We start from the raw sequence: 13482 nt of genomic DNA, 5'->3' as shown, positions 1-13482 counted from the left end.
CTTGAGCGCTCACCCGGGTCCCAGTCCGTTTATCTAGATTGATTCCCGGACGGATCAGTATGCGCCGGACTTCTTGAAGTCCTTGAGAGCCGCGTGGAGCGCGTTCTCGTCGTCCTTCGAAAGGTCCTTCTTGTCCTCGATGCGCGCGACGAGGTCGGCGTGCTTCGACTTCAGGTATTCGCGCAGGCCCTTTTCGAACGGCAGGACTTCAGCAACGTCGATGTCGTCGAGGTAGCCGTTGTTCGCCGAGAACAGCGCCACAGCCAGTTCCCAGACTTGCAGCGGCTGGTACTGGGGCTGCTTGAGCAGTTCCGTCACACGGCGGCCGCGCTCAAGCTGCTTGCGGGTCGCTTCGTCGAGGTCCGATGCGAACTGGGCGAATGCCGCCAGTTCACGGTACTGCGCGAGGTCGGTACGGATACCGCCCGACAGCTTCTTCACAACCTTGGTCTGAGCCGCACCGCCAACACGCGACACCGACACGCCGGCGTTGATTGCCGGGCGGATGCCTGCGTTGAACAGATCGGTTTCCAGGAAGATCTGGCCGTCGGTAATCGAGATCACGTTCGTCGGAACGAATGCCGTGACGTCGCCTGCCTGCGTTTCGATGATCGGCAGTGCCGTCAGCGAACCCGTCTTGCCCTTCACTTCGCCGTTCGTGAACTTCTCGACGTAGTCGGCCGACACGCGCGCGGCGCGCTCGAGCAGACGCGAGTGGAGATAGAACACGTCGCCGGGGTAAGCTTCGCGGCCCGGCGGGCGGCGCAGCAGCAGCGAGATTTGACGGTATGCCCAGGCTTGCTTGGTCAGATCGTCATAAATGATCAGGGCGTCTTGACCGCGATCGCGGAAGTATTCGCCCATCGAGCAGCCGGCGTACGGTGCGAGATACTGCAGCGCAGCCGATTCCGAAGCCGAAGCCGCGACGACGATCGTGTACTCGATCGCGCCGGTTTCTTCGAGCTTGCGCAGCACGTTCTGGATCGACGACGCCTTCTGGCCGATGGCGACGTAGATACAGATGAGATCCTTGCCCTTCTGGTTGATGATCGTGTCGACGGCCACTGCGGTCTTGCCGCACTGACGGTCGCCGATGATCAGCTCACGCTGGCCACGGCCGATCGGCACCATTGCGTCGATCGACTTCAGACCGGTTTGCACCGGCTGCGACACGCCTTCACGCCAGATCACGCCCGGAGCGATCTTTTCGATCGCGTCGGTCAGCTTGGCGTTGATCGGGCCCTTGCCGTCGATCGGGTTGCCGAGCGGATCGACCACGCGGCCGATCAGTTCCGGACCCACCGGGACTTCCAGAATGCGGCCCGTCGTCTTGACGATGTCGCCTTCCGAAATGTGTTCGTATTCACCGAGAATCACGGCACCGACCGAGTCACGCTCGAGGTTCAGCGCGAGACCGAAGGTGTTGCCCGGGAATTCGAGCATTTCGCCCTGCATCACGTCCGACAGGCCGTGGATACGCACGATGCCGTCGGTCACGGAGATCACGGTGCCCTGGTTGCGAACGTCTGCGCTCGCTTCAAGGCCCTGGATCCGGCTCTTGATCAGCTCGCTGATCTCAGAGGGATTGAGTTGCATATTCGCTCCTGATGTTCAATTCTGTTGCGTGCCAGCCGCCGCGCCTGGTCCCTTGGACCGAGGCACTCAGGCGGTCAGAGCCGCCTGCATGCTGGCGAGCCGCGCGCGGACCGAGGTATCGAGCACTTCGTCGCCGACCGTGACGCGCACGCCGCCGATGAGCGACTTGTCGATCTCGACGGTCGGCTTCAGCTTGCATTTGAACTTGCGTTCGAGGCTGGCGACGAGTTCGTCCAGTTGCGTGCCTTCGAGCGGGAACGCGCTAACGATCAGCGCGTCTGCTGCGCCGGCCTTGGCGTTCTTGAGCGCTTCGAACTGCGCGTGGATTTCCGGCAGCAGTTCCAGGCGGTGATTCGCGACCAGCATCTGAACGAGGTTCTTGGCCTCGGCCGAATCCTTGAGCGGGGACTTCACCGCCGCGAACAGCAGCTCGACGACTTGGGGCCGACTCACTTTCGGGCTCGACGCGACCGACAGTACCTCGGGCACGGCCGCAACCTGTGCCAGCTCCGTCACGAGCGTGGACCAGGCGGCGAGGTCACCAGCTTCGGCCACGCCAAACAGGGCTTCTGCGTACGGGCGGGCGATGGTTGCAAGTTCGGCCATGATCAGAGCTCGGCTTTCAGTTGATTCAGCAGTTCGGCATGGGCCGACTGATCGACTTCGCGCTTCAGGATCTGTTCAGCGCCTTGCACAGCGAGGGCGGCGACTTCGGCGCGCAGTGCTTCGCGAGCCTTGACCACCTGCTGATCGGCATCCGCCTTGGCCGCCGCGATGATGCGGGCGGCTTCAGCCTGTGCCTGGGCCTTGATTTCTTCTGCGACTGCCAGCGCGCGCTTTTCAGCGTCGGCGATGCGGTTCTGGCCTTCGTTGCGGGCCGTGGCGAGTTCTTCGCCCACGCGCTTGTGCGCCGCTTCGAGTTCCGCCTTGCCCTTTTCAGCAGCCGCGAGGCCGTCAGCGATCTTCTTCGAGCGCTCGTCGAGGGCGTTGATCAACGGCGGCCACACGAACTTCATCGTGAACCACGCGAGGATCAGGAACACGACCATTTGCGCAAACAGGGTTGCGTTGAGATTCACGGTGTTTCCTTAATCAGCTATTCCGGGGAATTGAAACGGCAAGGCGCTCATCGGTTGTGAAACTCGATCAGCGCCTCGTCACCCGTTCCGCTCTGCGCCCATTCCGTTATAGATCAGGCGCAACCTTCCAGGGAACTTAGCCCGCGACCGCGGCGAGCTTCGACAGCAGCGGGTTCGCGAACGCGAACAGCATTGCAACACCAACACCGATCAGGAACGCTGCATCGATCAGACCAGCCAGCAGGAACATCTTCGTCTGCAGCGGGTTCATCAGTTCAGGCTGACGTGCGCAGGCTTCGATGTACTTGCCGCCCATCAGGCCGATACCGATACAGGCGCCGATTGCACCCAGGCCGATGATGATGCCGATACCGATGGCCGTGAAACCCTGGATGTTGGCGATGAAAGCTTGCATGATCACTCCTTTGTGAGATTTTCTGGAACTGGGGATTTGAAACTTAAAACTGCAATTCTGGGTACGACCGCCGCCTGGTTTTGTACTTAGTGGCTGTCGTGTGCCTGGCCGATGTACACCAGCGTCAGCATCATGAAAATGAACGCCTGCAGCAGAACGATCAGGATGTGGAAGATCGCCCACACGCTGCCCGCAATCACGTGGCCGATGAAGCCAAGCACCGTCGTGTCCGCACCGAAGGTCCAGAGACTGCCCAGCAGGGCGATCAGCAGGAACAGCAGTTCGCCTGCATACATGTTGCCGAACAACCGCAGAGCGAGCGAAACCGTCTTGGCGACGAACTCGATGATGTTGAGTGCAAGGTTCGGGATCCACAGCAGCGGATGCGAGCCGAAAGGCGCCGACAGCAGTTCGTGCGCGAAGCCGCCAGGACCCTTGATCTTGAGGTTGTAATAGATCATCAGCACGAACACGCCGAGCGCGATGCCGAACGTGCCGTTAAGGTCAGCGGTCGGGACGATGCGCTGGTGCGGCAGTGCCTCGGACAGACCCAGCCAGCCGATCACGCGGCCCGGCAGGTCGACGGGGATGAAGTCGAGACAGTTCATCAGCGCGACCCAGACGAACACCGTCAGGGCCAGCGGCGCGATGAATTTACGATTGCCATGGATGATGGACTTCGACTGGTCTTCGACCATTTCGACCAGCATCTCGATCGCGCACTGGAAACGGCCCGGAACGCCCGGCGTCGCGTTGCGCGCTGCGAGACGCAGCAGAAAAATGGTCACGAGGCCGCAGAGAATCGACCAGAACAGCGTGTCGATATTCCAGACGTGAAAATCGACGATCGACGTCTGATGCGAGGTGGAAAAATTCTGCAAGTGGTGCGCAATGTACTCTGAAGGATCCAGAGCGCGCGTGCCTTCGCTAGCTGCCATATCGTTAAAAGCCACCCAAATTGTCGAAAATCGGTTCCGGCCGCCCCCGCGCAATGCTGTATTGCGGGAACACGCCGCTGCGGAGTGAGTCTTATCTCCGCATATGTCGCCTACGCGTAATCCAACCGTGCACCGCTCCGATCGCCTCGACGCCCTCTACGTTGGCTACGTAGCAGGCGGCGCGATGTCGGCAGTGGGTCAGCGCAACGCGAGCGCGATCCAGTATGTCTTTAGTGCGATCAGGTACGTCACGAGCAAGGGAATCCACTGCACGTCGCGGTACCAGAACGCGATGGCGACGAACATCGCTATCGTCGCCCCCATCTTGAATGCTTCACCGAGCACCCAGTTGAACACGGTGGCTGCACGGCTCAACTGCTTGAGGCGCGCCGCGAACAGCGCACCGGGGATCCAGCAGATCGCTCCGCCGAGGAACGCCGACAACGCCACGGCGTTTGGCGCATCGACGCCCGGCGGCTTATAAAACAGCCACCAGACCAGCGTAGCAACCAGGGACAAAACTACTTGCGCCGCCACGACACGAAAAGGTGTGACGCGGGAGGGGCGACTCACCTGTGCGCCGAAGATCTGCTCGGCTTCGGCCCGGGTGAGCGGAACGATGTCGTTGTTATCCTGCTGGTCGGCGTCCCACTCTGCGTTGTGGTCACTGCCTGCGTGCACAACGGCTTGAGCCGCATCCGGTTTCGCACCCTGCCCCCGGCGGGATGCTTCGTTCATGCGCTGCGGACCTTCGGGCCCTTCATGCGCCTGCGGCGCTTCGTCTGGCCTCTGACCCACCATCGTTTGATTCCGGATATTTGCCTTGCACGCACTTTCTTGCAACGTGCTTACAGCATCGCCAACCAAATAAATCCGGGCGATTGTAAGCGATAGTTGCAGCCAATTCAAGACTTTAGCCCGCTCAATAACACCCGTGAAATGCTACTTCATGATGCGGAAAACGCGCCATTACTCCGGAGGTAACGGAAACTGTAAGGCAGCGTCCTGCACGCAGTCTGCACTCAGGAGAGCCAGGCAAAACGGGGCGCGATTTTACCGTGGAACGGCGCTTGTGTCGCCCCGACTTGTCGCATTTCCGTCAGAAAAAATTTAACAAGAGTCCACCGCCCAATACCGCAATTAACCAGAACGGCATGGAGATGAGGTGAAATGAAAGCCATACCGAGCGTTCGCCCGACAGACGCACGGCAATCAGGTTCGCCAGCGACCCGATCGCCACGCCAAAGCCCCCGACACTCACCCCGAAGGCGAGCGCGCGCCAGTCGTGCGTGAAGCCCGCGAGCACAATCGCGGCGGGAACATTACTGATGGCTTGCGACAAAACGGCCCCTGCGGCATAAGCGCGCAGTGGGGTCTGCAGCGCCAGATCGGCGAGTGCGTGATGGATCCACGGCAGTGCGGCGGCGCTGCGCAGAACGACGAACATCAACACGAAGATCAACAAAAGCAGCCAGTCGATCTTCAAAACGATGCGCGCGCGCCACAGCAAAAAGCCCCCACCGACTCCGGCCAGCGCAATGCCGGCGCGATGCGCATCCGCGAGCAACACGAAGGCGACGAACAGCACGGCGGCGACACCGGCCAATGCGCGATCGACGCGATGTTCATCCACGTCTTTCGTGAGGTCGAGTTGCTGCGGCTTGAAGAGAAACGCGGCGAGCGCGAACAGCAGCACCATCAGCAACGCGCAAAGCGGCGCAAGCGCCGCCACGAAACGGCCAAACGACACGCCGCTCACTTGCCAGAGAAACAGGTTCTGCGGATTGCCGAGCGGCGTGAGTACCGAGCCGGCGTTCACAGCCAGCGCGATCATGATGATGAGCCGTTTGAGCGGCAACGGCGTGAGCTTATGCAGCGAGAGCACGAGCGGTACCACGACGAAAAGCGCAACGTCGTTGGTCACCACCGTCGAGAGCGCCGCCGCGAGTGCAATCAGCAGGAACGCCAGCGCGCGCTCCGAGCGGATGCGATGAACCAGACGATGCGCGGTCCAGGTGAGGAATCCTGAATATTCGAGCGCCTTGGTGAGGATCAGCAAACCGGCGAGTGTCATCACCGTTTGCCAGTCAACCAGCGCAGGCAGCTTCGAGAGCGGCTGCGGGGCAAAGACCTGCAGCAAGACCAGCGCGACGACGAGAATCGTCAGCACCGGCTCGCTGCGCAAGAATGCGCCGACCCGCTGGAGCAGGTTCGGCGTTGCCTTCATGGGGCCGCGCTTGGCGGCATCGGGTTCCCGCATCGGGCGCGCGTGGCGCGTCAGACTGCGGTTTCGCCGCGCAGGCGCAGCAGAATGCCCTCAAGCGAATCGAGGTCGCCGAAATCGACCGTCAGCTGTCCGCGACCACGGCGGCCAACCTTGATCTTGACCGTCGCGGCCAGCAGATCGGACAGTTCTTCCTCGAGACGGCGCGTATCGCGGCCGCCGTCCTGCGCGACCTTCGCCTTGACCGTCGGCACGGCTTTGGTGGTGGCCGCGACGAGCTTTTCCGTTTCACGCACCGACAGGCGGCGATTGACCACCTGATGCGCGAGCTGGATCTGCGTGGCGGCATCAACGGCAAGCAGCGCGCGCGCATGACCCATGTCGAGGTCGCCGGCGAGCAGCATCGTTTGCACCGCTGCCGCCAGGTTCAGCAGCCGCAGCAGATTCGACACCGCGCTGCGCGAGCGCCCGACAGACTCGGCCGCCTGCTCGTGCGTGAAATTGAATTCGTCGAGCAGACGCTGGATACCCTGCGCCTCTTCGAGCGGATTCAGGTCTTCGCGCTGAATGTTCTCGATCAGCGCCATCGCGGCGGCGGCCTGGTCGGGCACATCCTTCACGAGCACCGGCACTTCCGTCAGGCCCGCGATGTTCGCCGCACGGAAACGCCGTTCGCCGGCGATGATCTCATAGCGCCCCGCGCCGATCGGACGCACGAGAATCGGCTGCATCAGTCCCTGCGCGCGAATGCTCGCCGCAAGTTCCTGGAGTGCGCCTTCGTCCATGCGCGTACGCGGCTGGTACTTGCCAGCCTGCATCTGCGTGAGCGGGAGCGTGTTGGGTGCGCCTTCGATCTTCACCGCTTCGGTGATGTCCGCGCTGCCGCCGAGCAGTGCTTCGAGTCCCCGGCCCAATCCTTTTTTACGTGCTACTGCGTTCATCGTGCTTCCCCAGTCTGCGTCAGAGCGCGCGCACGCGCTCGATCATTTCCGCGCCGAACTGCACGTAGGCTTGCGCACCGCGCGATGCGCGATCGAACACCACGCCCGGCAAGCCGTAGCTGGGTGCCTCCGCGAGACGCACATTGCGCGGGATTACCGCGTCGAACACCTTGTCGCCAAAGTGCTCCTTGAGTTGCTCCGACACCTGTTGCTGCAGCGTGATACGCGGATCGAACATCACGCGCAGCAGGCCGATGACCTTCAGGTCGCGATTCATGTTCGCGTGCACCTGCTTGATCGTGTTGACGAGATCCGACAGACCTTCGAGCGCGAAGTACTCGCACTGCATCGGGATCACGACGCCGTGCGCTGCGCACAGGCCGTTGAGCGTGAGCAGCGACAGCGCGGGCGGACAATCGATCAGGACGAAGTCGTACTGGTCGTCCACCTGGGCCAGCGCGTTCTTCAAGCGCCGTTCGCGCTGATCGACCGACACCAGTTCCACTTCTGCCCCGGCCAGTTCGCGGTTGGCGGGCAGCACGTCGTAGCCAACATGGTCCGGACTCGTACGCGCGTCGGACACCGAGATGCCATCGACGAGCACTTCATAAACGGTGTACTCGCAGGCGGCCTTGTCGATGCCACTGCCCATCGTGGCATTGCCCTGCGGGTCGAGATCGATGAGAAGGACACGCTGTCCCTGCGATGCGAGGCTCGCGGCGAGATTGACCGTTGTCGTCGTCTTGCCGACGCCGCCCTTCTGGTTCGCAACGCAGAAGATTTTTGCCATCTTGTGTGAGTCCCTTTACTGCCTTAAGAGTTTGCTTACGTTAGCGCAGCCAGAACGGCCGCGCTATTCGGCCTTTCGGCCAATGTTTGATGCTTGCCGCGATCAGACCTGCGGCAACGGTTCGACCAGTACCTCGCTGAGATGACGCTCCGCATCGAGCATCGGCACCACGAGACGGATCGTCTTCACCGCGCGCGCGCCTTCGGGCAAGCGCTCGATCTCGCCATCCGGGCGAACACCCTTCATGGCCCAGATCGCGCCGCCGTCCGCAACGAGATGACGGGCCAGTGTAACGAAATCGGACAGCTCCGCGAATGCCCGCGAGACGATCAAGTCGAATTTTTTCGGCACTTCGACGCCGGGGCGCAGCGATTCCACCCGTCCCGTCACCACGGCCAGATTCGCAAGACCCAGTTCAGCCTTGGCCTGCGACTGGAATGCCGACTTTTTCTGCACGATGTCGTTCAGCGTCACGCGCCAGTCAGGGCGCGCAATTGCCAGCACGATGCCGGGCAAACCGCCGCCCGAACCGACGTCGAGCACCGTCGCGTTTTCACGTGAAGGCAGATGCGGCAGGATCGAAAGCGAATCGAGGATGTGCTGGATCATCATCTGGCGCGGGTCGCGGATCGCCGTCAGGTTGTAGACGGCGTTCCACTTCGCGAGCAGCGCGACGTAGTCCAGCAGTTGTTCGTGTTGACGCTCGTTCAGGTCGAGGGAAAGCGCATCAGCGCCCTCCTTCAACATGCGGGCGAGACCGTCGCGGTCGGCGATACCGGGTTGCCGTGCGCGCCCCGTCATTGAGCCACCGGCTTGTTATCGACGGTAGCAGCGGCAGCAGCAGCGTCGGCCGGGTTCTGACGACGACGGCCGAGTCCGCGCTTGAGGTGCACCATCAGCAGCGAGATCGCAGCGGGCGTGATGCCGGAGATACGCGATGCCTGCCCGATCGTTTCCGGACGGAACTGATTGAGCTTCTGGCAAGCTTCGAACGAGAGGCCACGTACTTCTGTGTAGTCGATACCTTCCGGCAGACGCGTGTTTTCGTGCGCACCGTTGCGTTCGATTTCGTCGGCCTGACGGTCGATATAGCCCTGATATTTGATGCCGATCTCGATCTGCTCCTTGATCTGTTCGAGCAGGATCGCGTCCTCCGCGAGCGGAGCTTCGGGCGCGCATGCGCCTCCCTGCAGGCCGACGACACCGTCGTAGCTCACACCTGGGCGGCGCAGCAGATCGGCGAGGTTGTATTCATGATCGATTGGCTTACCGAGCAGCGCCGTTGCTTCTTCGGCGCCCAGCGTCTTCGGGTTCACCCAGGTCGACTTCAAGCGTTCGGTTTCACGTGAAACAGCGTCGCGCTTGCGGCTGAAAGCATCCCAGCGCTCGTCGTCAACGACGCCGAGTTCACGGCCGATTTCCGTCAGACGCATATCGGCATTGTCTTCGCGCAGGCTCAAGCGATATTCGGCGCGGCTCGTGAACATACGATACGGCTCGGAGACGCCACGCGTTACGAGATCGTCAACCAGCACGCCAAGGTAGGCCTGGTCGCGGCGCGGACACCATGCGTCTTTGCCCTGCACTTGCAGACCGGCGTTGATACCTGCGAGCAAGCCTTGCGCTGCCGCTTCTTCATAGCCGGTCGTGCCGTTGATCTGGCCCGCAAAAAATAGACCGCCAATCACCTTCGTTTCCAGAGACGCCTTCAGGCCACGCGGATCGAAGTAGTCGTACTCGATCGCATAACCAGGACGCAGGATGTGCGCGTGCTCCAGTCCGCGCATCGAGTGCACCAGTTCCAGTTGCACGTCGAACGGCAGGCTCGTCGAGATCCCGTTCGGGTAAAACTCGTTGGTCGTCAGCCCTTCCGGCTCCAGATAAATCTGATGCGATTCCTTCGAGGCGAAGCGATGGATCTTGTCTTCGATCGACGGGCAGTAGCGCGGCCCTACCCCTTCGATCACGCCCGTATACATTGGCGAGCGATCCAGACCGCCACGGATGATGTCGTGCGTGCGCTCGTTGGTGTGCGTGACCCAGCACGGAATCTGCTGCGGGTGCTGCTCCGCACGACCAAGGAACGAGAAGACCGGCACCGGATCGAGATCGCCAGGTTGCTCTTCGAGCACCGAGAAGTCGATCGTGCGGCCGTCGATACGGGGCGGCGTGCCGGTCTTGAGGCGGCCTTGCGGCAGCTTCAGTTCCTTCAAGCGCGCCGAAAGCGTCACCGCAGCCGGATCGCCAGCGCGACCGCCCGTGTAATTGTTCAAGCCCACGTGGATCTTGCCGTCGAGGAAAGTCCCCGCCGTCAGCACCACGGCGCGCGCGCGGAAGCGCAGACCGATCTGCGTCACGGCGCCAACCACACGGTCGCCCTCGACCATCAGGTCTTCGACCGCCTGCTGGAATAACCAGAGATTCGGCTGATTTTCCAGACGACGACGAATCGCAGCCTTGTAGAGAATGCGGTCAGCCTGAGCACGCGTCGCGCGCACAGCCGGCCCCTTGGACGAATTGAGGATACGGAACTGGATGCCGCCCTCGTCCGTCGCTGCGGCCATCGCGCCGCCAAGTGCATCAACTTCCTTGACCAGATGGCCTTTGCCAATACCGCCAATCGACGGATTGCAGCTCATCTGACCGAGCGTTTCGATGTTGTGCGTGAGCAGGAGCGTCTTCACGCCCATACGGGCTGCGGCAAGCGCGGCCTCGGTGCCGGCGTGACCGCCGCCGACGACGATTACGTCTAACTCTGTGGGAAAAAGCATGGCGGGGACCTCACGCACGGACACGAACGGACCGCGTGAGCCTTCTCAGAAAAAGTGGTATGCGCGGATTATAACGGGTTCAGGATTTGGACCGTTCACACCCGAATTAGGTTTAGTCCGCCAAAAGAAAAAAGCGGCGTGTTTCACGTGAAACACGCCGCCGATTTCTGCAGAGCCTGACGAGAACCAGACCGCTACACAGGCCTCTTTGCCAAGCCGAGGTAAGTCTCGATCACGCGCGGGTTCTGCGCCAATTCGCTCGCCGGACCTTCCAGCGCCAGATCGCCTGTCTCCAGCACATAGCCGTAGTCGGAAATCTGCAGCGCTGCGCGCGCGTTTTGCTCAATGAGCAACGTTGCCACGCCCGTCTGCCGCAGCGCACTAATGATGTGGAAGATCTCTTTCACAATCAGCGGCGCTAACCCGAGACTCGGTTCGTCCAGCATAAGCAAATCAGGCTTACCCATCAGCGCCCGTCCGACTGCGAGCATCTGGCGTTCACCGCCGGAGAGCGTGCCCGCAGCCTGCGCACGCCGCTCCTTCAGGCGCGGGAAAAGCGCGAACACATGGTCGAGTTGATCGAGAAAGTTGCGCTCCCCTGCCCGCTTACGCCGGTATGCGCCCAGTACGAGATTGTCTTCGACCGTCATCGACGCGAACAGCTCGCGCTTCTCCGGCACGAGGCACATGCCGCGCGCCACCCGGCGCTCGATCGGCAAACCGCCGACTTCGTCACCGAGATAAGCGATGCGCCCGCTCGCGTGGCCCGTCACGGGTAGCGCGCCCATGATGGCATTGAGCAGCGTGGACTTGCCTGCGCCGTTCGGCCCGATCACGGAGACGATCTGCCCGGCGCCGACCTTGATCGACGCCTTATGCAGCGCCTCGATCTTGCCGTACCGAACTGCAAGCCCCGAAACCTCAAGAATGGGTGTCGTCATCACTCCACCCCGCCCAGATAAGCCTCCAGCACCGCCGGGTCCTGCTGCACCTCTTGCGGCAATCCTTCGGCGATGCGCGTGCCGAACTCCATCACGACCAGGCGATCGGTGAGATTCATCACGAAGTCCATATCGTGTTCGACCAGCAGCACGCTCATCCCCTCCTCTCTCAGCTTGCGCAACAAGGCGGCCAACTGCTGCTTCTCCTGATAACGCAGGCCCGCAGCCGGTTCGTCGAGCAGCAGCAGGGTCGGATCGCAGCAAAGCGCGCGGGCAATTTCCAGAATCCGCTGCTGGCCGAGCGCCAGGCTGCCCGCCTCTTCATACATGTGCCTCTCAAGCCCGACGCGCCTCAGTTGCCGCGCCGCCTCGCCCATAAGCCTTCCCTCCTCCGCCGCGTTGAGCTTGACGACGCTGCGCAGAACACCCGAATGGCCACGCAGATGCGCGCCAATCGCCACGTTCTCCAGCACCGTCATCGTCGGCAACAGTTTGACGTGCTGGAAGGTACGACCGATCCCGCGCGCGACGATTTCACGTGAAGTCAGCTTGTCGATGCGCTCGCCGCGAAAGGTGATCGAGCCGCTGGTCGGCTGGAGCACACCCGTAACCAGGTTGAACGTGGTCGATTTACCCGCACCATTAGGTCCGATCAGGCCGATGATCTGCCCGGCCTTCACCTCGAAGCTCACGTCGTTCACGGCGACCAGGCCGCCGAACTGCTTGCGCGCCTTGTCGACGCTCAGCAGCAACTCACCCGTCGCGGGCTTGCTGCGCTGCGGCAACGGTTCGGTGTGCTCGGGCACATGCGCCTGCGGTCCGCGCGGGAAAAAGCGCGCGACGAACGGCCAGACGCCGCGCCGCGCGTACTGGAGCAGCAAGACCATCAAGATGCCGAAGACGATAATCTCGAAGTTGCCGTTCTCGCCAAGCAGTTTGGGCAGCAAGGTCTGCAGCCAGTCCTGCAGCACGGTGAGGATGGCCGCGCCCAGCACCGCGCCCCAGACGTGAGCCACACCGCCCACCACAGCCATGAACAGATACTCGATGCCGTGATTCAAGCCGAACGGCGTCGGGTTCACGGCGCGCTGGAGATGCGCGTACAGGAAGCCCGAGACCGCTGCGAGAACCGCCGCATAAACGAAGATCACCACGCGCATCCAGGCCGTATTGACGCCCATCGCCTCGGCCATCAGCCCACCGCCACGCAGCGCGCGAATCGCGCGGCCCGTGCGGCTATTGAGCAGATTCTGGACGGAGATCACCGACGCCAGCACCACGACCCAAATCAGGTAATAGATGTGCCGCCCCGACTCCAGTTCGATGCCGAACACGTTGAGCACCGGAATGCCGTTAATGCCGTCGTACTTGCCGAGCATGTCCAGGTTGCCGAACAGAAAGAACAGCGCAAGCCCCCACGCGATCGTCCCGAGCGGCAGGAAGTGGCCCGAGAGCCGCATCGTCACAAGCCCCAGCACGAGCGCGACGAGCGCCGTAATCACCACGCCGACGATCAACGCGAGCCACGGCGAAACGCCGTACTGCGTCGTCAGGTAGGCCGTCGCATACGCGCCCAGACCGACAAACGCGGCCTGCCCGAAGCTCGTCATCCCGCCGATGCCGGTAAGCAGCACCAGTCCAATGGCGACGATCGAATAAAGCCCGATGTAGTTGAGCAGCGTGATCCAGTACTCCGGCACGCGCACGAAGCCGGGCAGCACCGGCAGCGCGAACATCACCACGAGGAACAGCCAGAAGACGCGGTTATGCAGAACAAGTCGTTTCAT

General features: G+C 62.1%; 13 protein-coding genes. All 13 read right to left on the bottom strand.

Annotation, left to right across the window (positions count from 1 at the left end; genetic code table 11):
• Positions 1-54: 54 nt before the first annotated feature.
• On the bottom strand, positions 55-1596 hold the full coding sequence (gene atpA / locus B0G62_RS18670; RefSeq protein WP_103705702.1) for a F0F1 ATP synthase subunit alpha: 1542 nt from the start codon (positions 1594-1596) through the stop codon (positions 55-57).
• Between the two features lie 66 nt (positions 1597-1662).
• Entirely contained in the window at positions 1663-2202 is a 540-nt protein-coding gene (locus tag B0G62_RS18665; RefSeq protein WP_103705701.1) for a F0F1 ATP synthase subunit delta, read from the bottom strand.
• Between the two features lie 2 nt (positions 2203-2204).
• Positions 2205-2675: a F0F1 ATP synthase subunit B gene (locus B0G62_RS18660; protein WP_103705700.1), complete on the bottom strand. Its 471-nt coding sequence runs from the start codon at positions 2673-2675 to the stop codon at positions 2205-2207.
• A gap of 136 nt (positions 2676-2811) precedes the next feature.
• The gene (gene atpE / locus B0G62_RS18655) at positions 2812-3090 is read right to left on the bottom strand and encodes a F0F1 ATP synthase subunit C (RefSeq protein WP_027815999.1); all 279 of its coding nucleotides are present in this window, start codon (positions 3088-3090) and stop codon (positions 2812-2814) included.
• Positions 3091-3176: 86 nt separating this feature from the next.
• On the bottom strand, positions 3177-4028 hold the full coding sequence (gene atpB, locus B0G62_RS18650) for a F0F1 ATP synthase subunit A (RefSeq protein WP_103705699.1): 852 nt from the start codon (positions 4026-4028) through the stop codon (positions 3177-3179).
• A gap of 198 nt (positions 4029-4226) precedes the next feature.
• Positions 4227-4829: an ATP synthase subunit I gene (locus B0G62_RS18645; protein WP_407671215.1), complete on the bottom strand. Its 603-nt coding sequence runs from the start codon at positions 4827-4829 to the stop codon at positions 4227-4229.
• A gap of 298 nt (positions 4830-5127) precedes the next feature.
• The gene (locus tag B0G62_RS18640; RefSeq protein ID WP_244193305.1) at positions 5128-6255 is read right to left on the bottom strand and encodes an SLC13 family permease; all 1128 of its coding nucleotides are present in this window, start codon (positions 6253-6255) and stop codon (positions 5128-5130) included.
• Between the two features lie 50 nt (positions 6256-6305).
• On the bottom strand, positions 6306-7193 hold the full coding sequence (locus B0G62_RS18635; RefSeq protein WP_103705697.1) for a ParB/RepB/Spo0J family partition protein: 888 nt from the start codon (positions 7191-7193) through the stop codon (positions 6306-6308).
• A gap of 19 nt (positions 7194-7212) precedes the next feature.
• Positions 7213-7983, bottom strand: coding sequence for a ParA family protein (locus B0G62_RS18630; protein ID WP_103705696.1), 771 nt, complete (start codon positions 7981-7983; stop codon positions 7213-7215).
• 102 nt (positions 7984-8085) lie between these two features.
• A complete protein-coding gene (rsmG, locus tag B0G62_RS18625) occupies positions 8086-8784 on the bottom strand; it encodes a 16S rRNA (guanine(527)-N(7))-methyltransferase RsmG (protein WP_103705695.1) in 699 nt (232 codons plus the stop codon).
• A complete protein-coding gene (mnmG, locus tag B0G62_RS18620; protein WP_103705694.1) occupies positions 8781-10754 on the bottom strand; it encodes a tRNA uridine-5-carboxymethylaminomethyl(34) synthesis enzyme MnmG in 1974 nt (657 codons plus the stop codon). Before mnmG ends, rsmG begins: the two co-directional genes overlap by 4 nt.
• Positions 10755-10948: 194 nt before the next feature.
• The gene (locus B0G62_RS18615) at positions 10949-11695 is read right to left on the bottom strand and encodes an ABC transporter ATP-binding protein (RefSeq protein ID WP_103705693.1); all 747 of its coding nucleotides are present in this window, start codon (positions 11693-11695) and stop codon (positions 10949-10951) included.
• On the bottom strand, positions 11695-13482 hold the full coding sequence (locus B0G62_RS18610) for a branched-chain amino acid ABC transporter ATP-binding protein/permease (protein ID WP_103705692.1): 1788 nt from the start codon (positions 13480-13482) through the stop codon (positions 11695-11697). The genes B0G62_RS18615 and B0G62_RS18610 overlap by 1 nt, the downstream gene beginning before the upstream one ends.

The organism is Paraburkholderia eburnea (assembly GCF_002917095.1).
In the GTDB taxonomy this organism is placed as follows: domain Bacteria; phylum Pseudomonadota; class Gammaproteobacteria; order Burkholderiales; family Burkholderiaceae; genus Paraburkholderia; species Paraburkholderia eburnea.
This window is presented reverse-complemented; position numbering and strand designations above follow the sequence as displayed.